This window comes from Burkholderiales bacterium (assembly GCA_035518095.1).
Classification (GTDB): domain Bacteria; phylum Pseudomonadota; class Gammaproteobacteria; order Burkholderiales; family JAHFRG01; genus JAHFRG01.
Window position 1 is genome coordinate 1 of the sequence record DATIXX010000010.1, and the last position, 23,037, is coordinate 23,037.

At 57.2% G+C, this 23,037-nt stretch carries 20 protein-coding genes; 9 read left to right on the top strand and 11 right to left on the bottom strand.

Features of this window, described 5'->3' with window-relative positions; translation table 11 throughout:
* Positions 1-339: hypothetical protein (locus VLV32_02095; GenBank protein HUL40688.1), on the bottom strand; the 339-nt coding region annotated here is incomplete at its 3' end.
* An 866-nt stretch (positions 340-1,205) separates the two neighbouring features.
* Here VLV32_02095 and VLV32_02100 point away from each other — a divergent pair.
* The gene (locus tag VLV32_02100) at positions 1,206-1,643 is read left to right on the top strand and encodes an OsmC family protein (GenBank protein ID HUL40689.1); all 438 of its coding nucleotides are present in this window, start codon (positions 1,206-1,208) and stop codon (positions 1,641-1,643) included.
* Positions 1,644-1,696: 53 nt separating this feature from the next.
* Here the strand turns inward: VLV32_02100 and VLV32_02105 are convergent, their stop codons facing one another.
* The 6 genes from VLV32_02105 to fdxA form a co-directional block, all read right to left on the bottom strand.
* Complete coding sequence (locus VLV32_02105) at positions 1,697-2,455, bottom strand: SDR family oxidoreductase (GenBank protein ID HUL40690.1); 759 nt, start codon at positions 2,453-2,455, stop codon at positions 1,697-1,699.
* Positions 2,456-2,535: 80 nt separating this feature from the next.
* The gene (locus VLV32_02110; protein HUL40691.1) at positions 2,536-3,264 is read right to left on the bottom strand and encodes an SDR family NAD(P)-dependent oxidoreductase; all 729 of its coding nucleotides are present in this window, start codon (positions 3,262-3,264) and stop codon (positions 2,536-2,538) included.
* A 57-nt stretch (positions 3,265-3,321) separates the two neighbouring features.
* Entirely contained in the window at positions 3,322-4,032 is a 711-nt protein-coding gene (locus tag VLV32_02115; GenBank protein ID HUL40692.1) for a glutathione binding-like protein, read from the bottom strand.
* Positions 4,029-7,457: a UvrD-helicase domain-containing protein gene (locus VLV32_02120; GenBank protein ID HUL40693.1), complete on the bottom strand. Its 3,429-nt coding sequence runs from the start codon at positions 7,455-7,457 to the stop codon at positions 4,029-4,031. Before VLV32_02120 ends, VLV32_02115 begins: the two co-directional genes overlap by 4 nt.
* On the bottom strand, positions 7,450-10,137 hold the full coding sequence (locus VLV32_02125; GenBank protein HUL40694.1) for a PD-(D/E)XK nuclease family protein: 2,688 nt from the start codon (positions 10,135-10,137) through the stop codon (positions 7,450-7,452). The genes VLV32_02120 and VLV32_02125 overlap by 8 nt, the downstream gene beginning before the upstream one ends.
* A 91-nt stretch (positions 10,138-10,228) precedes the next feature.
* Entirely contained in the window at positions 10,229-10,552 is a 324-nt protein-coding gene (gene fdxA / locus VLV32_02130; GenBank protein HUL40695.1) for a ferredoxin FdxA, read from the bottom strand.
* 429 nt (positions 10,553-10,981) lie between these two features.
* Between fdxA and trxA the strand changes: the two genes are divergently transcribed.
* The 3 genes from trxA to rpmE all read left to right on the top strand — a co-directional run bounded on the left by trxA (position 10,982) and on the right by rpmE (position 13,038).
* On the top strand, positions 10,982-11,308 hold the full coding sequence (trxA, locus tag VLV32_02135; GenBank protein HUL40696.1) for a thioredoxin TrxA: 327 nt from the start codon (positions 10,982-10,984) through the stop codon (positions 11,306-11,308).
* A 146-nt stretch (positions 11,309-11,454) separates the two neighbouring features.
* Positions 11,455-12,714, top strand: coding sequence for a transcription termination factor Rho (rho, locus tag VLV32_02140; GenBank protein HUL40697.1), 1,260 nt, complete (start codon positions 11,455-11,457; stop codon positions 12,712-12,714).
* A 108-nt stretch (positions 12,715-12,822) separates the two neighbouring features.
* Positions 12,823-13,038, top strand: a complete 216-nt coding sequence (rpmE, locus tag VLV32_02145) for a 50S ribosomal protein L31 (protein HUL40698.1) — start codon at positions 12,823-12,825, stop codon at positions 13,036-13,038.
* Positions 13,039-13,079: 41 nt separating this feature from the next.
* Here the strand turns inward: rpmE and modC are convergent, their stop codons facing one another.
* Genes modC through modA form a run of 3 tightly spaced genes read right to left on the bottom strand, consistent with a single transcriptional unit; the run spans position 13,080 to position 15,684 of the window.
* A complete protein-coding gene (gene modC, locus VLV32_02150) occupies positions 13,080-14,171 on the bottom strand; it encodes a molybdenum ABC transporter ATP-binding protein (GenBank protein HUL40699.1) in 1,092 nt (363 codons plus the stop codon).
* A complete protein-coding gene (gene modB, locus VLV32_02155; protein ID HUL40700.1) occupies positions 14,155-14,862 on the bottom strand; it encodes a molybdate ABC transporter permease subunit in 708 nt (235 codons plus the stop codon). Before modB ends, modC begins: the two co-directional genes overlap by 17 nt.
* 21 nt (positions 14,863-14,883) lie before the next feature.
* A complete protein-coding gene (gene modA / locus VLV32_02160) occupies positions 14,884-15,684 on the bottom strand; it encodes a molybdate ABC transporter substrate-binding protein (protein HUL40701.1) in 801 nt (266 codons plus the stop codon).
* A 103-nt stretch (positions 15,685-15,787) separates the two neighbouring features.
* Between modA and VLV32_02165 the strand changes: the two genes are divergently transcribed.
* The 5 genes from VLV32_02165 to VLV32_02185 all read left to right on the top strand — a co-directional run bounded on the left by VLV32_02165 (position 15,788) and on the right by VLV32_02185 (position 22,063).
* Positions 15,788-17,239 carry a M48 family metalloprotease gene (locus tag VLV32_02165; protein HUL40702.1) on the top strand — a complete coding sequence of 484 codons (1,452 nt, stop codon included), beginning with the start codon at positions 15,788-15,790 and terminating at the stop codon, positions 17,237-17,239.
* A gap of 47 nt (positions 17,240-17,286) precedes the next feature.
* Entirely contained in the window at positions 17,287-18,177 is an 891-nt protein-coding gene (locus VLV32_02170; protein ID HUL40703.1) for a Kdo hydroxylase family protein, read from the top strand.
* Positions 18,178-18,189: 12 nt separating this feature from the next.
* Positions 18,190-19,884: a hypothetical protein gene (locus tag VLV32_02175; GenBank protein HUL40704.1), complete on the top strand. Its 1,695-nt coding sequence runs from the start codon at positions 18,190-18,192 to the stop codon at positions 19,882-19,884.
* Positions 19,881-20,756, top strand: a complete 876-nt coding sequence (gene hslO, locus VLV32_02180) for an Hsp33 family molecular chaperone HslO (protein ID HUL40705.1) — start codon at positions 19,881-19,883, stop codon at positions 20,754-20,756. Before VLV32_02175 ends, hslO begins: the two co-directional genes overlap by 4 nt.
* Before the next feature lie 116 nt (positions 20,757-20,872).
* A complete protein-coding gene (locus VLV32_02185) occupies positions 20,873-22,063 on the top strand; it encodes an acetyl-CoA C-acyltransferase family protein (GenBank protein ID HUL40706.1) in 1,191 nt (396 codons plus the stop codon).
* 104 nt (positions 22,064-22,167) lie between these two features.
* Here VLV32_02185 and VLV32_02190 read toward each other — a convergent pair whose 3' ends face one another.
* Positions 22,168-22,890, bottom strand: coding sequence for an EI24 domain-containing protein (locus VLV32_02190; protein ID HUL40707.1), 723 nt, complete (start codon positions 22,888-22,890; stop codon positions 22,168-22,170).
* Positions 22,891-23,037: the final 147 nt, after the last annotated feature.

Sequence of the window (23,037 nt, forward strand, 5' to 3'; positions counted from 1 at the left end):
ATCTTCGTAAAGCGACTGACTCCAAGGCCGAGGATGATGCTCCAAATATCCTAGATCGGAGAGTTCTGCATCCTTAGAACACTCGTAGCCTCCACTATCTACGAATACTACCTCCGCAAAGGTAATCGAGGAAGGGACGTAGTCGTAGTAGATGTCATATGCGCTCACCAGTAAACAATCTGTAATCGCTTCTTCCATCGTCTTAACGATTTTTTCGACGTCAGGAAATCCTTTACTCGAGAACGATGGAACTATCAAAGGAGTATGAACCACTTCTCGTCCGCGATAACGAACCACCCTTCTAGATGCTAACAGTTCAGTGCTGTCCGGTCCCGACATGAGTTGCACTCCCCACAAGGCGGGTTATGTCCCCGCTCACAACTGTATGTCTTACCTAATGGTAAATCATGGTCACGACAATATCGAACAACATCTGCTTTAATCCACGTCAAAAAAGGTGCAATTACAGAAATTCGCCCGTTTGTGTACTCCTGTACGAGCTCATTGATTCTAGTGACAAACCTCTCGGAACAATCGTAGTATGGTGTGCCCGCATGCACTCCTAGGGCAATTACACCAGTGTTCAGATCACCATATGTGAGCGCCCCAGAGACTAATAACCCATTCCTGCCAATAATTTCGCCTGCAGAAAATTGTAAGTGTGATTTAACACATAATTCGTGAAGGTCAATTTGTAGCCATTCAGCTATTTTTTTTGCAGCCAATTTTTCCAGTTCGGATGCCGCCTGACCATAGTCAACAAATAGTCCTCTCACATAGTTCTTTTGGTCTTTAAGTAACAATGCACATGCAGCAGAGTCGATGCCCCCACTGAGCAAGACTATTGCATTAGTCATTTGCGGCTCTAAACATCTGTGTTGGGCGAAAACACAATGAGATCATAGGCGAATTTTTTACTACTTCAATTTGCCTGGTCGGCAACCTTAAATAACCCACTCCCGCCACCTTTAAGTAATGAAAAGTATAGACCTAATTTCACCGGCCGGTTGTCGAGCGCGTGAACGACTGGTTTGTGCCTGACTGGAAGCAAGACTGTTGCCCGATGCAAACTAGCCGCGGTTCTAGCTCGAGTAAAATTTTCCCCTGAGGATGAGAAAGGAATGGTGACAAGGTAAAATATGTTGCTGTCCGATGACTAAACCACAACAAGCGATGAGTGCAGCACGTCTGGTAGGCGATACGCTATGACCGATCTTCCCCATATATATAAAGTCAAGACTTTCTCGCAGGCCGAAGGAGACGTGACTGCCGAAGGCGAAGGGCTTCCTTCGCTGGCAATCAACGCGCCGGCTCAGTTCGGCGGCCCGGGAAATCGCTGGTCCCCTGAAATGCTGCTGGTCGCGGCCGTGGCCGATTGCATTGTGCTTACGTTTCGCGCCATCGCGCGCGCTTCGAAATTCGCGTGGACTCATCTTTCCTGCGAGGTCGAGGGGACGCTAGATCGAGCTGATCATGTAACCCAGTTCACGCAGTTCGCTGTCCGAGCCACGCTCACTGTGCCAGCCGGGATGCGCGAAGAGCTCGCGCTCCGCCTCCTGAAGAAGGCGGAGGAAACCTGTCTTGTCACGAACTCCCTCAAGGTCAAGCCCACGCTTGATGCCCGTATTGTCGTCGCGCCCTGATAAAGAGCTTTGCCGAATTCAGCGGTTGTTGCTTGATGCGGAGCGGCTTTTCGCTACTGGGCGGTGAGCCCGCCATCGACTAAAAGCGAATGGCCGGTCACGAACGATGCCTTGTCCGAGCAAAGCCAAACCACTGCATTAGCGACTTCTTCCGCCGTGCCGATTCGCCCTATGGGATGCATTGCGCCCATCTGCGCTTTGGCTTCCGGGTTGTTGGCGACATGCGCCAGCATATCGGTTTCAATGGCAGCGGGGTTCACCGCGTTGACGCGAACGCCTAGTTTCGAATATTCCAGCGCAGCCGTCTTAGTGAGCCCGATAACCGCATGCTTGCTCGCGATATAAATTCCGAGCCCGGGAAACGCGACGACGCCGGCGACCGATGACATGTTCACAATCGCGCCGCCTCCATGCTTGAGCATTTCAGGAATTTCGTATTTCATCGATAGCCACACGCCCTTGACGTTGATATCAATGACGTGGGCAAACGTTTCCTCGGTCTGCTCGACCAGCGGCCCCGGTTTTGGCTCGATTACTCCCGCGTTGTTGAACGCGTAATCCAGCCGCCCGTAGGTTGCCACGGTTTTTTCCACCATTGTTTTGACTTCGGCGGCTTTAGCTACGTCGGTCTTGATAAAAAAGCCGTCGCTGCCTGCCTCCCTGATAAGGCGGACGGTTTCCTCGCCTTCCTTGACGCGGCGGCTCGCCACCACAACTTTTGCGCCCTCGCGGGCAAATGCCACTGCAGTTGCCCTGCCGATTCCCGCGCTGCCTCCAGTCACAATCGCCACTTTTCCTGTAAACATTGCCATTTCACACCTCCTTCATAGTCCATTCCCCCAGCCTTTCAGCAGCGGGATATAAAATTCAAACTGGATTGCGGCGCCCGGCCTTAAAACTTCTCCGCCCACGGCCGCAGATCGAGTTCGAGCGTCCACGCGCTCCGCCTCTGGCGATAAAGCTGGTAGTAGGATTCCGCAATATCCGCGGGGTCGAGCACTGCATCCGGGCCGAGCTCATTTGTGCGGTCACCCGGACGCTCTGATGCGATCTGGCCGTCAATGACTACGTGAGCCACGTGAATACCCCTGGGCTGGAGCTCGCGCGCCATGCTCTGGGCGAGTGCCCGCAGGCCAAATTTGCCCACGGCGAGATTGTGGAACATCGCGCTGCCGCGCAGGCTGGCGGTGGCGCCGGTGAAGATGATGGTGCCGCCCGGCGCGCCGCCTACGGGATTTCCAAGCATCAGCCGCGCCGCCGCGCGACCCACGTAGAATCCGCCCAGGCAGCCCACCTTCCAGCAACGCTCGAAATCTTCGGCGGTCGTTTCCAGGATGCCTTTGCGGAGGAACGCGCCTGCGTTGTAGACCACCAAGCGCGGAACGCCGAAATCCTTCTGCACCCGGCTGAACAGCGTTTCAACCGACTCTTCACTGACGACGTCGCAATCGTAGTTGCGCGCCCGCACTCCCAGGCGCGTGAGTTCGTCCACGAGCGACTTGAGCTTTTCCCCGTGGCGGGCGGCCACCGTTACGCTCATGCCGGCGCGCGCGAAGCGCCGCGCCAGAGCGCTGCCCAAACCCGGACCGACACCTGTTACCAATGCAACTTCGGCACTCATGGATCATCTCCCGGTCTCACGCTCTCCGATCGAGGGCGAAGACTTTATATTTTAAAGCTACGAACGTTCGCCGGAAATGTTTGACCTGCGACCCTGTCCGAACAGAATCCTTCTGGACTCTTCGGTAATCACGTTGGACGTGTTGACTTTCTCGGCGACCTGGTAAGCGCGCTGCACCGCGGGCCGCGCCCGGATCGTTTCGAACCAGCGCTTCACATTGGGAAACGTATCCAGGTCGATTCCCTGGCGCTTGTGGGGCACGGTCCAGGGATATGCCGCCATGTCCGCGATCGAGTAATCGCCGGCAATGAACTCGCGGCCGGCAAGCTGCGTATTCAGCACATCGTAGAGCCGCTCGGCTTCTTTCAGGTAGCGTTCGATCGCGTAGGGAATTTTCTCCGGCGCATACGTCAGGAAATGATGATTCTGGCCGAGCATCGGCCCAAGGTTTGCCATCTGCCAGAACAGCCACTGCAGGGTGTCGAAACGGACGCGCAGATCCGGCGACAAAAACCTGCCGGTCTTCTCCGCCAGATATTGCAGGATCGCGCCCGACTCGAACACGCTCAGCGGCGGACCGTCATCAAGAGGCGCATGATCGACGATGGCGGGTATCCTGTTGTTGGGCGATATTTTGAGAAACTCAGGATGGAACTGGTCGCCCATCGAAATGTTCACCGGCTTGATGGTGTACGCGACGCGCGCTTCTTCCAGGAAAATGGTGATCTTATGCCCGTTGGGCGTGGTCCAGTAGTAAAGATCAATCATGGTTCGGGATCCTTTTGTTCAGTTTTCCACTCCCGCCAGCCTTGCAGCAGCGGGAAATAAAGTCCCAGTTTGATTTCGCGCTTGTCGAGCAGTTTCATAACGGCGGCGTATTGCTCGAGCTGCTTCCGGTAACGCTCCTGTTCGCGGTCGAGGAACGCTTCAAGGTCGGCCCCTTCGTGGGTGCTGGCTTTATAATCCACGATCCAACGCGCGCCCTGCTCATCCACAAACGTCCGGTCAATCCTGACATCCACCAGTTCGCCCTCGAGCACGCCGGTGAGCCGCCATTCGCTGTGGGCTTCGCGCTTGCTGCCGAGCAGCCAGCGCCCGCGCTTGTCCTCCAGAGTTCGGACCAGCGCCACGCCAACCCGCTCCACCGCGGCGTTGATTTCCTCTTGCGGCACGCCCAGGCGTTCAAGCTCGGATTTGAATGATGGGCGCAACATCTCGATGCGGCCGCCGTTCCAGTTCTGTTTTTGCTCTTCGTCGCCGATCACCTGCAGCCAGCGGTGCACCACCGTTCCCACATGCTTCGCGGTTTCGGAAGCCCACGAAAATTCGACTTCGTCATGCGGACTCTTCGCTTCGTACGCGATTTCAGCGCGCGGCTTCCATGCAATTCCTTCAGGCGGCGCCGGAAGCCGCCAATCGGGTACAAAGCGGCGGATTACCGCAGTGGGCTCCAGCTTAAGCAATTCGGCGGACTCAGTGCGAACCGTTTGAGGCGCCTGCGCCGCTTTTTCGAAATCAGCCTGCACCACGGGCCACAGGCGCTCAAGCAGCGAATTCGATCTGGGCTTGAGGCTCTTTCCATTCCAATCCACCTGGCCTATCAGATGCAGACGCGTTTTGGCGCGCGTCGCCGCGACATAGATGAGCCGCGCGTCTTCATGTGCCTCCTTCACGTCATCAATCCGGTCGAGGTAACGGTAAATCTCATCGGTGCGCTCGCTCGCTTCCTTGATCGGCGCGAGCAGCAGGTCGGATGCCGCGTGCGTGCGCGGCCGCTCGAGCCAGATCAATAACCGCTGCTCTTTGCGCGGTGGAGCGTATCCCAACCCGGGCACAATCACGGTATCGAACTGCAGTCCTTTCGCCTTGTGCATGGTCATGACCTGCAGCCGCGCATCCGCTCTGGTATCCGGCAGCGCGTAGAGCGCCGCGGCGCGTTCGGCGAGCATTTCCATCTGGGGCAGATCGCCGCCCTGTTCCAGCTCTTCGACAAGCTTGAGGAAAACTTCGGCATCCTCGAGGTCCGTTTCGTCTTCAGCGCACGCGGGACCGCCCAGCGCAAGCCACGCGCCTTCAATCCAGCGCCGGAGCGGCTCGCGCCTGCGCTGCGCGAGCGCCGCGCGGAGCTCATCGCGCACACGCGTCAAGCGCTTGCGGCCGCCTTCGGATAAACGCGCGATCGCGACGCCGTCGTTCATAAGATCCCAGACGGTCCGATCATGGTCGTGGCCGGCGAGCGCATTCAGATCCGCGAGCGTCATTCCGCACCACGGCGCGCGCAGCAACGCAAGCCACGCGATGCGATCCGCAGGGTGAACCAGCGCGCGGGTGAGCGCGAGCAAATCCTGCACCACCGGGCGATGCCCGAGCTGCTCGATTTCGATGGCCTGAAACCGGAGCCCCGCGTCTTTGAGGCGCGGCGCGATTTGCGCAAGATGCGCGCGGTTTCTCACCAGAATTGCGGTGGTTCGTTCCGGATCATCAGCGCGGGCGGCTTGCACCAGATTTAAGACCAGATCGGCTTCCGCTTCGCGGTCCATTGCCAGCATGGGATGCAGCGTCACCGCTTCTTTCCCCGTTGCGGGATGCACGCCATCGGAAGCGACGAAGGGCACCGCGCCGCTCGCCAAATCTTCCTCATCGGGAAGCACGGTCGCGAAGGTCTTGTTTACCCAGTCGACGATACCTTGCTGCGAGCGGAAATTAAGCGCGAGCGTCAGCGGCTCGAGCCTGATTGCGCCGATGCCTTCGCGCCGCGCGCGCAGATACAGCCCCACTTCGGCTTCGCGGAAGCGGTAGATTGATTGCATCGGGTCGCCCACTACAAAAAGAGTACGGCCGTCGTTCGCCTGCCAACCCGCGGTAAGGCGTTCGAGCAATTCAAACTGGCTGAAAGACGTGTCCTGGAATTCATCCACCAGGATGTGGCGGATGCGGCAGTCCAGCGCAAGCGCAAGATCGGTGGGATTGTCCGGCTCGCCCAAGGCGCGTACCGCGGCCTGCGCCACCTGCGTGAAATCCACTTTGCCGCGTTCGCGAAACAGCACTTCGAGCTGCGCCACCGCAACCGGGAGCAGCGCGGCCAGAGCATCCACGATTTCCCACTGAGCATCGGTGTAAGCAGCGGGCGGCAGGATGCGCGTTTCATCCAGCAGCTCGATAAAGGTGCGGTGATCGGAAAGCAGCGCAATTAAAGCTCTGAGGCGCCGCTTCATATCCTCGCGCATTTGTTTTTCCGGACCTTTGGCTTTCGCCGGCGCGGGAAAGCCTTCATCTTCGGTGATGCGCGAGCGCAGTGCACCGGCGCTGGTGAGCACAAGCGCTGCAATCCCGCGCCAGCGGGAAAGATCTTCAAGCGCCGTTCCGGGAAGTTTTTTCATTCCGCGGCACGCGGCAATGGGCGCGTCGTTGCCTGCGGCGGCAAGATTTTCAGCGGCGTAAGCGGCGAGCGCGACAAGTTCCGGCCGCGCGTCCTGAGGCATGAGCTCTGCGAGTCTTGCGAGCGCGTCGCGGGTTACATCGGCGAGCGCGGTTTCCAGCGTCCCCTGCTCCAGGCGCGGCGAAGCCTGGTCCGCGACATGACGCAGCCATTGGTCGCGCCGCTTGAGCATGCCGGCGATCAGTTCCCGCGCCTTGTCCATATCATTGTCGAGATGACGCAGCACACGCGCCACAAGCTCCGACCATTGTTCCTTCGAATCGAGCCCGTCGAGCGTGCGCTGCGCGGCTTCTAGGTGAAGTTCCTCGGCTTTTTCCAGGATTGCGGGCTGCGCGCCGAAGCCGGACAGCACAGGCAGGTGGCGCGTGAGCCACGCGCACAGCGAGTCTATGGTTTCAATTCGCAGCCGCCCAGGATTGTGCGCGAGCGACCAAGACGTTTCCGCATCGCGCGCGGCGACCGCCTTTGCGAGCTCGCGGGTGGTTTTCTCATGGGGTTTTTCGGGCGGCGCCGCGCTATCCGCCGATGCCAGGGCGGCAAGCACGCGGTTGCGCATTTCGGTCGCAGCTTTTCGAGTGAACGTAATAGCGATGATTTCCTCGGGCGCTTCCACGCGCCCTAGCAGCGCCAGGTAGCGCTGAATCAAGAGTTCCGTCTTGCCCGATCCCGCCGGGGCCTGCACGATGAACGAATGCGCGACATCGAGCGCGCGCTCGCGGGCGCGCGCGTCGGCGGCGGCGCGCGATTCATTCATCGTTTTCTTCCGCGTCAGCCACCGGACCGCGGTCCATGATTTCCTTTACCCGGCACAACGGGCCCAAGTCGCATTCGCGGCAGGTTTGCGGATAATCTTTCGGCGAAACGTCGGCCCGGCCATCGAGATATTCGCGCGCGAGATTTTCCAGCATGAGGCGCCAGCCTTCCAGCATTTCCTGCCAGCTTGACCAATCCTGCGTAGCGCTTCTGTTTTCGCCAAGCGTCTGAATCCCGGGCAGCACTCCCTTGTCGCGCGAGAGTCCCTTGAACAGCACGTCCTGCGCGTGGAGCTGCACGAAAGCCACTGCTGCCACATCGTCGCGCCCTGCGCTTACGGTGTAGAGCGGCAGCTGCGGCTCGTCGGGCCGCTCGCCGATCCAGCTTCCGACTCCGGCTTTTCTGCCGGTCTTGTAATCCAGTATGACGCGGCTGCCGTCTTCGAGCTTGTCCATGCGGTCCGGCCGCGTGGAGACCTCGACTCCGGCGACCGTAACCTGCTGCGGTTTCTCCCGCGCAAGCAGCTCAAACGGCGCGCGCTTCCTTTCCAGTTCCAGCAAGCGCATGAGCAGCATCGTCACGCGCTCCTGTTCAAGCGCGGTAAAAGCCGGCGTCATCACGTCGGGGCGCCTTTTGCGCATGCGATCCAGGGCATCCTTTGCCGCCCGTGCCGCCGCTAATTTCAATTCCTCATCGCTTGCTGCGGCCAGCTGCCTGCTGTTTTTGAGTTCCTTCCAAAGATTCTCTGCGGCCCAATGCATCAGGCTGCCGCGGTCGAGCGCATCGAGCCCAGCGTGTCCGGCCTCCATGCCTTCGGCGCCAAGGCGGTAAATTGCGAAAGCGCGGAATGGGCACGCCGCCTGGTTCTTGAAGAATTGCGCCCCGCCTTGGACCTCGATTCCCGCGGGGAGCCGCGGCGCCTTGAAATCGGCGAGCGGCTCGATGGCGCGCGCAGCGAAGATGGCGCTGCGATAGAGCGCAGCTTTTGCCCCCGGCGCCTGCATTTCGGGCACGTCATCCAGCAGTCGGCTCGGCCTTAGCTCGCGGTCGCCGTCCCGCAAAAGGTAGCTAAAGCGGATTTGGTTTGCGCAGCCGCGCCAGTAATCGGTCATGCGGCGCGCAAACGCCAGCTGCCAGTTTGCGCCGGCGTAAGGCACATTAAGCCTGCGCTGCAGCGAAAGCGGCAGAAAAGGATTGGGATTGGGCGGCTGCGGCCACGCCTCGTCGGTAAGGCCGGTGACAAACAAGAAATCAAACTCGAGCGAGTTTGATTCCAGCACTTCCAGCACCTGCACTGGAACTTCAGGAGATTTGGGCTGAAACAGCGCCCCTGCCAGCCGCTTCAGATTTTTAAGCGCTTCGTCATATTCCAAGCGAGGCAAGATGACATCGAGCATGGAAAGTTTGGGTGTGATTTCGCGCCACTTCCTGAAAGTTTGGTGTTCATCGGAATCAAGCGTGCGCTCCCCCGGCCAACCCAACCCTGCGAGCAACTGCTGGAATGTGCTGCCCCATGCCGAAGGCGGCTGCTTGGCTTTCCTCGCTTCGCCGGCGACCTTCATCCAGGCGTCAAACCGCGTTGCAAGCTGCGGTGAAACGTGTATCTGGCGCGCGAGCATCCTGAGCGTCACCGCAGGCCGCCGCATTTTGCGCAATTCCGCATCGAGCCGCGCGCGCAAGGTGATTTCCTGCTCTGCCGCAACGAGAAAAGGACTTCTCAACAGCGACCCCAAGTGTTCCAGCCCGATCTCGCCTCGCGCGAGTTCCAGAATCAAAATTGCGCTTGCCACCAGCGGGTAATCGCCGAGCGCCAATCCCAATGAAATATTGTAGGGGCGCGCGCGCGCGCGGGAAGATGAAACCACGCGCTCGGGCTGCAGCACATCGTCGAAGATGCGCACGATGTCTGAGCGGTGCTGCTTGAGATCAGGAACAACGACACCGATGCGCATCTCCGGCTGATTAGCAAGCAATTGCTTAATCTGAGAAGCGACGCCGTAAAGCTCAGCTTCGGAATCAGTGTAGCCGGTGTGGATGGCGGGCGCGGCGCGCGCTTCCGCCTTCACTTCACTCACCGTGCCGCCTGCCACGGCCAGTGCTTCAAATAAATCCCGCTTCTGCGGCGAAGGCTCATCAAAACCGTAAAGCACGATATCGCGCGGCTTGAGATTCCCGGCTGCGGCGATGATGGCATCGGGGAGACGCGCGTTGTCAAGCCAGTTTTGCTCGGTGCAGATCTTAATGTACCCGTCCGCCCACCTGCGGAAAGCCAAGCAATCTTCATCAAGCAGCGCGGCGCAGCGCGCGAAATCAATGCGGTAAGCGTGGCGTTTGGCCCAGGCGTCGCTTGCCTGGCGCGCTGCTGCCTCCGGATTAAGGAGAATTCTTCCCTGCGCCGAAGCGGTTATCACCTGCTCCCAGAGCGCAATTTCCTGTTCTTCTGAAAGCAGCATTGCTCCGACCTCCAAACGCGGAAGCTCAGTCCATGCGCGTTTCAGGAAAGCGATGTAATCAAGGACATCGGCCGTGGGCCAGACTGAAATTTCGCGCTTTTGTTGCGCGGCGTCGAACTCACGCTTGATTGCTCGCGCGAGCCTGTCGTTGGCAGTGATTAAGGTTGCGCCTTGCTCGACGGCTTGCATGAGCGAGGCGCGCGGCAGAATGGGAAATGCGTTGCTCATTCGCTATAAACGGCTTTTCGGCAAGCGCCGCATACCTCGGCCGCGCGGCGGGCGGGAAACTACATGGAGTGAAATTTGTTGAACAGCCGGCTCAACGCTCAAGCAAACTAAGTTTTTCTTTCACATCCTTCCATTTATCGGCATCGGGCGGAGCGGGCTTCTTCTCAGTAATCGTTTTCCAGACCTTGGAAAGCTCGGCATTGAGCTCGGTAAAATGCTTCTGGTTTTCCGGAACGTCGTCCTCGGCAAAGATGGCTTCCACCGGGCATTCCGCCACGCATAGAGTGCAATCGATGCATTCGTTTGGGTCTATCACCAGAAAATTCGGTCCTTCGTGAAAGCAGTCCACCGGGCAGACATCCACGCAGTCGGTGTACTTGCACTTGATGCAGCTCTCGGTTACAACATATGTCATTCCTGCAACCCTTTTACAAAAGATATTTTAAATATTATTTTATCAGAAATCGGCATGCTAACATCCCTACAGCCATGAGGGCGAAGCCTGCATTAGAGTTTAGTGACAACGGCGGCTACTTGGGGTCAACAGGAAAAGCAGGAAAAACAACAATGAAGGCGGCACGGGGAAAGTAATGTCGCGGCAATACACAGCAACCCGTTGCGAATCGCTGATGTCGCCGGCATCGAAATGAACGAGATGAGCGCGGCGCGAAACGTCGAACGTTGTGCAAATACTGACGGCGCAAGCGGCGGTACGACGCGGCAGAGATTTCCGGCCAAGAAAAGGGTGACTTCCCAAAAAGTATAATTTTCGCTAGCATAATACCTCAAGCGGCAATTCACCGCCCTCTCCCGCCGCCGAATTCCCATTAAATATGAGGATTGCATGAGTAGTCATATACAGCATGTCACCGACGATACTTTTGAGACGGAGGTGCTGCAGGCACCCGTGCCGGTGCTGGTAGACTATTGGGCCGAATGGTGCGGTCCGTGCAAAACAATTGCGCCGATATTGGATGAAGTGGCGCAGCAATACCAGGGACGACTCAAAATTGCCAAGCTTAATATAGATGAGAACCAGGCAACGCCACCGAAATACGGCATCCGCGGCATACCGACGCTGATGCTATTCAAGAACGGCAACATCGAAGCGACCAAAGTCGGGGCATTGTCCAAATCCCAGTTGACAACATTCATTGACAGCAATTTATAAACCTATTAATCTTTGCCTTGAGCACCTCTTGATAGCCGGTTCCAGAATTCAAACCAATGCATCATGAAGGTGCGGGCGCAAGCGCCGTTCCGCTTCTCTTTAATTTCCCGAATCTCCGTTTTAACCCTCACTGAGTAATTTCCGCCATGCATTTATCCGAACTTAAAAATCTCCATGTCACCGAACTGGTGGACATGGCCATCACCAATGAAATCGACGGCGCCAACCGGCTGCGCAAGCAGGAACTCATCTTCGCGCTGCTCAAGAACCAGGCCCGCAAAGGCGAAAGCATTTTTGGCGAAGGCACGCTGGAAGTGCTTCCCGACGGCTTCGGCTTCCTGCGTTCTCCCGATACTTCCTATCTTGCAGGGCCGGATGACATTTATGTCAGCCCCAGCCAGATTCGGCGCTTCAACCTGCATACCGGGGATTCAATCGAGGGGGAAATTCGCACGCCGAAGGACGGCGAGCGTTATTTCGCGCTGGTCAAGGTGGACAAAGTCAACTCCGAACCGCCGGAGAATTCCAAGCACAAAATCCTGTTTGAAAACCTTACCCCGCTGTTTCCGTCCACGCCGCTGGTGCTGGAGCGCGACATCAAGGCGGAAGAAAACATCACCGGCCGCGTAATCGACATCATTGCGCCGATCGGCAAGGGACAGCGCGGGCTCATCGTCTCGCCGCCCAAGGCCGGCAAGACCGTAATGCTGCAGCACATCGCGCACTCGATCGCCGCGAATTTCCCCGAGGTGGTGCTGATCGTACTGCTGATCGACGAGCGGCCCGAGGAAGTGACTGAAATGCAGCGTTCGGTGAAAGGCGAAGTGGTTTCCTCTACATTCGATGAGCCGGCCACCCGCCACGTGCAGGTGGCCGAAATGGTGCTGGAAAAGGCAAAGCGCCTGATCGAACATAAAAAAGACGTGGTGATCCTGCTCGATTCGATCACGCGCCTGGCGCGCGCGTACAACACCGTGGTACCGGCCTCGGGCAAGGTTTTGACCGGCGGGGTGGACGCGAACGCGTTGCAGCGCCCGAAGCGCTTTTTCGGCGCGGCGCGCAACATCGAGGAAGGCGGCAGCCTCACCATTCTCGCGACCGCGCTGATCGACACGGGCTCGCGAATGGATGACGTTATTTACGAAGAATTCAAAGGCACCGGCAATATGGAAATCCATCTCGACCGGCGCATGCACGAAAAGCGCATCTATCCGGCGATCAACGTCAACCGTTCCGGAACGCGCAAGGAGGAATTGCTGATCAAATCCGATGTGCTGCAAAAAATCTGGGTTCTGCGCAAGCTGCTGTACCCGATGGATGACTTGGAAGCGACCGAATTCCTGCTCGACAAATTACGCTCGACCAAGAACAATGCGGACTTCTTTGATTCAATGAAAAGAGGCTAGTCGTAAATTGCCGAGGTTCCACCGGCTTGCACGACAGATGGATTTCGCGCATAATTTGCGCCTTTCGCAAAATCCGGGAACCTGATCAGGTTCCGCAAGGAGCAAGCCATGAAACCGGATATCCACCCCAAATACGAAGAAATTACCGTAACCTGCAGCTGCGGCAGTAAATTCAAAACCCGCTCCACGCTGGGGCGGCCGCTGCACATTGAAGTGTGTTCGGTATGCCATCCGTTCTACACCGGCAAGCAAAAAATCGTCGATACCGCGGGTCGGGTCGAAAGATTCCGCCAGAAATACAGCCGGAAGAAAACCGTGTCCTGAACGGATAAAAAAAGCAGCTTCGGCTGCTTTTTTTCGCTCCGTCAGGCAAAGCCGAAGCTGTGGCGGTCAAGAGCGATAGCTTTGATCAATGCATAAACCTCCTGCCCCGGCTCGAGACCCAGCTGATGAATGGAACGACGCGTCAAACGCGCCACCAGCCATGCGTCTCCGACTTGAACCCTGACATCGGCAACGGGTCCATCTTCGCTCGCGATTTCGATCAGCCGGCCGCGCAGCACGTTGAGCATGCTGATTCCGGCCGGCGGATGCAGCGCCAGCGCGACGTCGCGAGCTCGTATGCGTACGCGGACAGGTTCGCCCACTAGTGCATCGAGATGCGCGACTCGGAGTTCGCCGCCATTAAAACTCAGCGTGGTCAATTCAAATTTTTCGTCGTATGCCGTGACCCGCGTATCAATGACCGCACCCGCTTCGTACCGCCCGACCATGGGCCGCAGGTCCAGACGGCTCATGATATCTTCCAACTTGCCCGCGGCCAGCACCTTGCCGTCCGAGAGCAACACCATCGTCTCGGCGAGCCGCACGACTTCCTCGATGGCGTGGCTTACATATACGATGGGAATTTTAACTTCACCGTGCAGGCTCTCAATGTACTGCAGAATTTCGCTTTTGCGGTGAATGTCCAGCGAAGCCAGCGGTTCATCCATCAACAACACGCGCGGGCTGGAGAGCAACGCACGCCCGATTGCGACCCGCTGTTTTTCTCCGCCCGACAGCGCGGCGGGCCTGCGTTGCAGCAAATGCTCCAGGCCCAACAGCCCGATCACCTGATCCAAACCCACATAACGCTCATGCGCGGGCGTGAAATAGCGCCCGTAGAGCAGGTTTTGCCGCACTGTCATATGCGGAAACAGGCGTCCTTCCTGGAACACGTAGCCGATGCGCCGTTTTGAGGTCGGAATATCCACCCCGCGCTCGCTGTCGAAAAGCGGCTCACCATTGATTTCGACGCGGCCGCGGTCGGGACGCACCAATCCGGCAATGACGTTGACCAGCGTGCTCTTGCCAGAGCCGGAGCGCCCGAACAAAGCAGTCACCCCGGAGGCGCTGTCAAACCTCGCCTGCAGCTCAAATTTTCCGAGCCGTCGCTCAACGTTAATACTTAATGTCATGGCCCTTAACGCGTTGGGCCGCCCTGCGAGCGATGGCCTCGGAAACAACCAGCGCGGCGATCGAAAGCAAGACCGCGATAACGCTCAAGCGCAGGGCTTGAGCATCGCCGCCCGGAATCTGGGTAAACGTGTAGATGGCAAGCGGCAATGTCTGTGTTTCACCCGGTATGTTGGAAACGAAGGTAATGGTCGCGCCGAATTCGCCCAGGCTGCGCGCAAACGACAACAGCACACCGGTGATGACGCCCGGTACCGCCAGCGGCAGAGTCACTGTAAGAAAAATCCAAACGCGACCGGCGCCCAAGGTGCCCGCAGCCGCTTCAAGCCCGCGGTCAATTCCCTCCATCGATAGACGGATTGCACGCACCATGAGCGGAAATCCCATAATCGCTGCGGCAATTGCGGCCCCGGTCCAACGGAATGCCACGACGATGCCGAAGACATTTTCAAGCATTTCTCCAAGCGGTCCGCGGCGTCCCAGCAGTATCAGCAGAATGTACCCGACCACCACCGGCGGCAGCACCAGCGGCAGGTGCAGCGCCGCGTCGACAAGGCTCTTGCCACGAAAATGCGCACGCGCCAAAAGCAAGGCGGCCAGCACCGCAAGCGGCAGACTGCCCGCTACGCTCCACAACGCCACGCGCAGGCTTAATCGCAGAGCCTCGGCTTCAACCGGTGTAAGAGCGAACATGATATCGATTAGCCGCTTTCATCAATCCTGGAAACCGTATTTGCGAAAAATAGCGCGGCCTTGCGCCGAACCCAGAAATGCAAGCAGGCGCGCGGCCCCGGGATGAGCGCTACGTGCCGTCAACGCAGCGGGGTAAATGATCGGCGGATGCGTGTTCGCGGGAAATTCTGCAACGATGCGTACGCTCCGATCTGCCAGCGCGTCGGTTCTATACACAATTCCCAACGGTGCTTCTCCGCGCGACACCAGCGCCAGCGCAGCCCGCACGTTTTCCGCCGGCGCGACGCGGTTTTCGACCGCAGCCCACACGCCTAGCGTTTGCAGCGCCGCACGCCCATACCTGCCGGCCGGGACATAATCGGGTTGCGCCATGGCAAGGCGTGCACCGCCGAGCCGCTTAGCCAAAGGAAAATTCCTCGCAATCTTGATTTCGACGGGACTGTCAGCGGGCGCAATCAACACCAATTGGTTTTTCAGGAGATCAACCCGGGTCGCAGAATTTATGAGCATGCGTTTTGCCAAATAATCCATCCAGTCAGTGTCGGCCGAAATAAACAGGTCGGCCGGCGCTCCATTTTCAATTTGCCTGGCCAGCGCCGAGCTGGCGGCATACGAGACGACCACTTTGTCGCCGGTGCTGCGCTCAAATAAAAGGACGTTCTGGTCCAAGGCATCCTTAAGGCTTGCGGCAGCGAAGACAATTAAATTCTGCGCGCATGCCGCTCGCGGCGCGGAGCCGAGGAAAAGCGCTAATAGTCCCCAGCGCAAGAGCAAGGCGAAGCTCGCGATCCGGAGCGCGGGGACGGTCCAATTGAAAGACATTTTCAAAAATGAATATAACCGCTGGCAGCGATGAAGTAAACGCGACCCAATTTGCCCGCGATATGCTCTTTAACGCCGCTTAATCGCAAAGTAGAATGACCACATGAAGCGCACGTTTGACTTGAAGTTTGGTGTCATCGGGCTCGCGCTTTGGCTCACTGGGTGCGCAACCAATCCCGTTACCGGACACCCGAATTTGGTGACCATGAGCGAATCACAGGAAATCGCCATGGGCAGGCAATTCGACGTCGAAATCAGAAAGCAGTATCACGTTTACGACTCGCCCGATCTGCAGGGTTACGTAAACCAAACAGGCCAGAAGCTCGCTCACAACAGCCACCGGCCCAATATTGCTTACCACTTTACCGTCCTCGACTCGACTCAAGTCAATGCATTCGCCCTCCCCGGAGGGTACATCTATATCACCCGCGGGCTGATTGAATATCTCAACTCCGAAGCCGAGCTCGGCGCAGTGCTCGGTCACGAAATAGGACACGTGGCATCGCGTCACAGCGTACAGCAAATAAGCAGAGCCACCGCGACAAGTATCGTTGCACAAATCACCTCAGTGTTTGTCCCGATAATGCGCACACCGGTAGGAGGCAATCTCACCAACCTGCTGGGCAATACCCTGCTCTCGGGTTATGGACGGGAGGATGAGTTGGAGGCCGACCATCTCGGCGCAGTCTATTTGGCGCGAAGCGGCTACGATCCTCAAGCCATGGTGACGGTACTCACCGTGCTGAAGAACCAGGAGCTGTTCGACGCGGAAATCGCCAAGCAGGAGGGACGCGAACCGAATGCATATCACGGGCTTTTTGCTACGCACCCGGACAACGATACGCGCCTCAAGCAAGTAGTGAACGAGGCGCAGAACATCTCACGGCCGGATGGCGTTGAGAAACGTGAAGCGTTCTTGCAGCATATTAATGGCATGACTTTTGGCGACAGCCCCGAACAGGGCATTATCCGCCAGGGGAAGTTCTACCACAGCGGACTGGGACTCGTAATGCAATTTCCGGAAGGCTGGCGCGTTCGCAATTATGCCGACCATGTGCAGGCGAAAAGCGCGACCAACGATGCCGGAATCGAATTGCGCCTCGTCGACGAACCCCAAGGCTCGCCGGAAGATTACTTGCGCAGCAGGCAGTGGTTCAGTTTTGGGGAAGAAATCAAGTCGCTTACCATCAACGGTCTTCCTGCCGCCACAACTGAAACCACCAGCCTGGGCACGCCCGTGAAGATCACCGTGATCTATCTCAACGACAAGGCGTTTTCGGTGGTGGGCGGCGCAACCTCAAGAGAATCATTTAACCGCTATCACGACAACATAGAAGCGGCCACAATGAGTTTCCATGCCATGACCAACGCCGAGCGTGGGGGTTCAACGCCGCTGGTTATAAAAATAATCACCGCCAAGCCCGGTATCACGTATGCTGAACTTGCGCGCGGGTCACCGTTAGGGAAAAATGCCGAAAGTTATTTGCGCCTGATCAACGCCCAATATCCTTCGGGCGAGCCGGCGCCGGGTCAAGAACTGAAAATCGTGGAATGAGCGGCGACGCGTCCGCTTAATCTTGGGTTCAAATTAAGAGGAGACTCATGCTCTCACAGGACGATGTAATTGAAGTATCCGAAATCGACGATTGGTACTGCGTTCCCGACCCGCAAACCGGGGCGCGAATGATCCGGTCCCTGGAAGGCGGCAAGGTGATTTATTTCCCGCGCCTCGCTTTTGCCATTAGCGAGTCGGAACGCCGATTTCTCACCCCCACGTGCTCCGACGGCAAAGCCAAAAACGTGAGCTATGACCGGCGCGACGAGAGCATTCAAGGCACAAGCTGCACCGACCGCGATCGTGCCGATCTTGCAGCCATGATTTCACGCTTCGCCGCTCAGACGAGGGCGCTCGTCGAATCCCTGTTTCCCCACTACATCCCGCATCTTGAGCAAGCGCGCACCAGTTACCGGCCGATGCCGGTCGAAAAACGCTTTGCTTCGGTTCGCAAAGATGATTCGCGCTTGCACGTAGACGCCTTTGCCTCGCGTCCGAACTACGGCATGCGCATTTTACGCGTGTTTAGCAATGTAAATCCCGATGCTGAGCCACGCGTGTGGAACATCGGCGAGCCCTTTGAGAATTTTGCGCCGAGATACTGCGGGCGGATAACACCACAGTTGCCAGGCTCGGCCTGGCTGCTCCAGCACCTCGGGATTACCAAGGGAAAGCGCAGTTTCTATGATCACGTCATGCTGCAACTGCATGACCGCGGAAAAATGGACGACCATTACCAGCAGCACGCGGATAAAATTACTTTTGCTTTTCCAGCCGGCTCGACCTGGTTAATGTTCAGCGACCGCGTGCTTCATGCCGCGCTTTCCGGCCAGTATCTAATGGAACAGACTTTCAATTTGCCGGTAAACGCGATGCAAGATGAAAGTCGTTCGCCGCTTCGCGTACTCGAGGAGCTATATCAACGGAAGCTGGCTTAGAGCCGGATTGAAATGGATTTTTCAGAGAATATTTTTGAAGCGACGCGGGCGCCGTCACTCAAGCTTTCGCATCTTGCCGCCACCTGCCTGTTCTGCCTGGCCTGGATTCTTCCCGGACTATTAGGACACGAACCGTGGAAACCGGATGAACCCGGGACCTTCGGGGTGGTGCTGCATATTTACAATACCGGCGACTGGTTGGTTCCGGCTCTCGCTGGCGAGCCATACATGGATAAGCCGCCGCTGTTTTATCTAACAGCCGCGCTATTTGCCAAAGTCTTCTCTTCGCTCCTGCCATTGCCCGATGCAGCGCGACTTGCTAGCGGCTTTTACATGGCGCTTACGCTCATCTTCATCGGAATGTGTGGACAGGTCCTGTACGGGAGAGGAAAAGGAACCATGACCGCGTTGATTTTCATGGGCAGCGTAGGCTTGCTGGTGCGCGCGCATCAGTTGATTTCCGATCTCGGCCTGCTTGCCGGTTTCGCCTTATGTCTTTTCGGACTTTCCTTGAATCAGAAACGCCCGCTGGTGGCGGGGTTGGTCACCGGGACGGGAATCGGCATAGGCTTCATGTGCCGAGGCACGCTCGCCCCAATTGTGGCGGTGATCAGCTGTTTGCTGCTTCCAGTGTTCTTTAAATCCTGGCGTAACCGCAAGTATGTTTTATGTCTGCTGCTTGCGGTTATTGCGGCTGCCCCCTGGCTTATCATCTGGCCTATCGCTTTGTACCAGCGCTCGCCCGAGCTCTTCAGACAATGGTTCTGGGTAAGCGACCTTGGACGGCTATACGGCTTTGCTCCATATGGAAAAGAACCTTCAGCTCTATATTTCTTGAAAACCGTACCGTGGTTTGCCTGGCCCGCGCTACCGCTTGCACTGTGGACCCTTTGGCAGGGCGGCCGCAAGGGACTTGCCAAACCCGAGATTCAGTTGCCGCTGATGTTGATCGCGGTGCTGTTCATAGCTTTGAGCCTCGATACCGATGTACACGATCTCGATGCGCTGCCGTTTCTGCTTCCGCTCGCGCTACTCGCCACGCCGGCACTTGAAACATTGCGGCGCGGAGCGGCCAGTGCACTTGACTGGTTCGGCATCATGACTTTCGGGCTGTTAGCCGGCTGCTTGTGGCTGGGCTGGTTTAGCTTGATGACCGGTCACCCGGCCTGGATTGCGACTTCGCTTGCGGGTTACCTGCCGGGGTACAGCCTGCCATTTAACATGTTCCATTTTCTGGTGGGGGTGGCATTCACTTTAGGCTGGTTCGCGCTGATCAGCCGTATCGGCCGCTCCAACCGACGCGCCATAATCAACTGGGCGGGGGGGATGACCATGGTATGGGTGTTGGCGATGACGCTTTGGCTGCCGTGGCTGGACGTTAGCAAGAATTATCGCTGGATGTTTACGTCCCTCCAGCAATCGCTGCCATCACATTACAGATGCGTTACCAGCCGCAATTTGGGCGAAACGCAGCGCGCGATGTTGGAGTATTATGCCGGCATCATCACCCAACGCTCGGATGTCACCGGTACGATCGATTGCGATTTGCTGCTGATCCAGGGGAGAGCGCAGGAACAACCCTCGGTCGGCGCCGACTGGGAAAAAATCTGGCAAGGCAGCCGGCCGGGCGACAACTATGAACGTTATTACCTGTACCAGAATGCACCAAAACCACATCAAATCGGATTCCTTTCAGACCCGTCGTGAAACTTCCCGACACCTTACAACGCTTTGTATTTGAGCATGCGCCGGTAAGAGGCGAAATCGTGCACTTAGGGGCGACCTGGCGCGCGGTGCTGGAGCGCCACAATTATCCGCCGGCGTTGCGCGCCTTGCTGGGGGAACTCATGGCCGCAGCGGCGTTGCTCGCCTCCACGCTCAAATTTTCCGGAACTCTGACCATGCAAATGCAGGGTGGAGGGCCGGTACAACTTTTGGTGGTGGAATGCACCTCGGAACTCAATCTGCGCGCAACTGCAAAATGGGAAGGCGAGCTCTCGGACATGCCGCTAAAGGAACTGCTCGGTACCGGACGCTTTGCCATCACCATTAACCCTCTCGAGGGCAAACACAGCTATCAGGGCATCGTTAGTCTCCAAGGGACCACGGTAGCGCAGGTGCTGGAGCATTACATGGCGGAGTCCGAGCAGTTGGAAACCCGCTTGTGGCTCGCAGTTGACGATACGCAAGCCTCGGGCCTGCTTTTGCAACGGCTGCCTGCGCCCGAAAGCAAAGATCATGACGCCTGGAACCGCGCGGTATTGCTCGCCTCAAGTATCGAGCGCGCCGAACTGCTGCAGTTTTCAGCGCCGCAGATAATCCACCGCCTGTATCACGAGGAAGACATCCGGGTTTTTAGGGTTAAGCCCGTCAGCTTCCACTGCTCCTGCACGCGCGAAAGCGTTACTGCCATGCTTCGCATCCTGGGCTACGGCGAAGTGCGCTCGGTGCTTCAGGAGCGGGGCGCCGTGGAAGTATATTGCGAGTTCTGTAATCGCCTGTATATGTTTGATGCCGTCGATGCGGAACAGGTATTCGCAGCCGAGGTTATCACGCAAATCAATCAGACGCGTCATTAATCCGTGCGTTGTCTCGACAGCGCCCCGTTGTAAGGGTAAACTTATGTTGTGCGCTGCACCATGGCAGTTGCCGGTTTTATCTTCTGTTTTTTTCCAACGATAAAGGGATCCTGAAAATGAACAATTCGCGTGAAGTTGTAGTATTAAGCGGCGTGCGCACAGCCATCGGGGATTATGGCGGCAGTCTAAAAGATATTCCGCCGACTGAGCTCGCAGCCCGTGTAGTGAGAGAAGCGGTGAGCCGCGCCAAGGTGGATCCCAAGGAGGTGGAGCACTGCGTATTCGGCAACGTGATCCATACTGAGACACGTGATATGTACCTGGCTCGGGTCGCCTGTATTAAGGGCGGGCTTTCCCAAGAGACACCGGCGTTGACTTTGAATCGCTTATGCGGAAGCGGTCTGCAAGCGATCGTCAGCGCCGCTCAGCACATATTGCTCGGCGATATAGACGTTGCACTCGGCGGGGGAGCGGAAAGCATGAGCCGCGGTGGATACCTGGTGCCAAGCCTGCGTTGGGGACAACGCATGAATGACGGCGGTGTAGTCGACATGATGGTCGGGGCGCTAACGGATCCTTTCGATACCGTACACATGGGTGTGACCGCTGAAAATATCGCCGCGCGTTGCAAGCTATCCCGTGCAGAGCAAGACGCATTCGCCGTCGAAAGCCACAAGCGCGCTGCCAACGCCATTGCCAAGGGTTACTTCAAGGAGCAAATTCTTCCTATCGAACTCAAGACCAAGAAAGGCCCGGTTATATTCGATACCGACGAGCATGTGCGCACTGACGCAAGCATCGAAGGCATGGCCAAGCTCAAGGCGGCTTTTCAGAAGGAAAACGGCACGGTGACGGCTGGCAACGCCTCGGGCATTAATGATGCTGCTGCAGCCGTAGTGCTGATGGAAAGAAAAGCCGCCGAAAAGAAAGGGCTCAAGCCGATGATGCGGATGATTGCTTACGGTCATTCCGGAGTCGATCCCAAAATCATGGGCATGGGACCGGTACCGGCGGTGCGCAAGGCGCTGGAAAAGGCTAATTTGAAGCTGGAGCAGATGGATGTCATCGAATCCAATGAGGCCTTTGCGGCGCAAGCGATGGGCGTAAGCAAGGAACTCGGAATGAATCCGCAAAAGGTGAATCCGAACGGCGGCGCGGTTGCTCTGGGTCACCCTATTGGCGCCACGGGCTGCATTCTCACGGTCAAGGCCATGTATGAATTGCAACGTTCGGGCGGGCGCTATGGTCTGGTCACCATGTGCATCGGCGGCGGTCAGGGCATCGCCGCGATATTTGAGCGCATGTAGGCCTTAAGTCTGCAGGGCCTCCCTCGGGCCTCACCGATTCGCCAAATTGCTTCCCGGCTGTGCGTTGAAGTGGTCACTCACTTGGAATCGGCCTTCTGGCATTTTCAGGCTTGTCCGCTGCGCAGTCGTTGCAGCTCTCCAAGGCAGAAATAGACATAGGCAAGGCCTATATAGACAGGTGAAAACAGATTGAGCAGGGGCACAAACTGGGTCAGCGCTAAAATCGCCCCCAGCACGTAGAGCCTTATGCCCGACCGTTCCAGTATCAACGTAAATTCCTCTGGGCTCGCATGCTCTGCGAGCGCATCGTAGCGAAAAAGCCGTTGGCTCAAATATGCCGAGAGCAGTATCGGCAATACTGCAGCAGGCAAACCGAGCAGCCATATTGGCAGCGTCACTAGCCAGAGCAAAATAAATATTGCCGTCGCCGCCACAGGATTCCACAGGCTACCCCATATCGTGCCGCCGTGTTTCTTTTCCAATCCTGGAAAACTACGCTCTCCCACGTACCTGACCAGGACCGGCATGGCAAGCACCGAGGTCACTAGAAGCGAGGTTGCCAAGACCACTGGAACCAGCAGCAAGATCAACAGCGCGGTAGCCAAAGAAAGCGCAACCCAGTGAATTTCATGCCGTAATAAAAATTGCTGCAACGGCGTTTGGGCGAGCAGATGGCTTATTTCCCTAACCCAGTCCTGCCAGAACCACCACGATAGCCCGCCCCATATGACGAAAGCCAGGAACACGGGCAGCAAAATTAATCCCAGGATTTTTGGGTGAAAAAGGCTTAGCAAGGCGTCCCAGAGGGATCTAGCGATGCTTTCCATGATTAAGACCATGATAAATATGCATTTTACTCTGTCCTGGTCTGGTCCCTTGCTGCATGACAAAATATTTAAAAAAATTATGTTGACAGAGCTAATAAAATCAGTAGAATACGAAATTGATGCAATGCAGCATTACACTCAACTGCC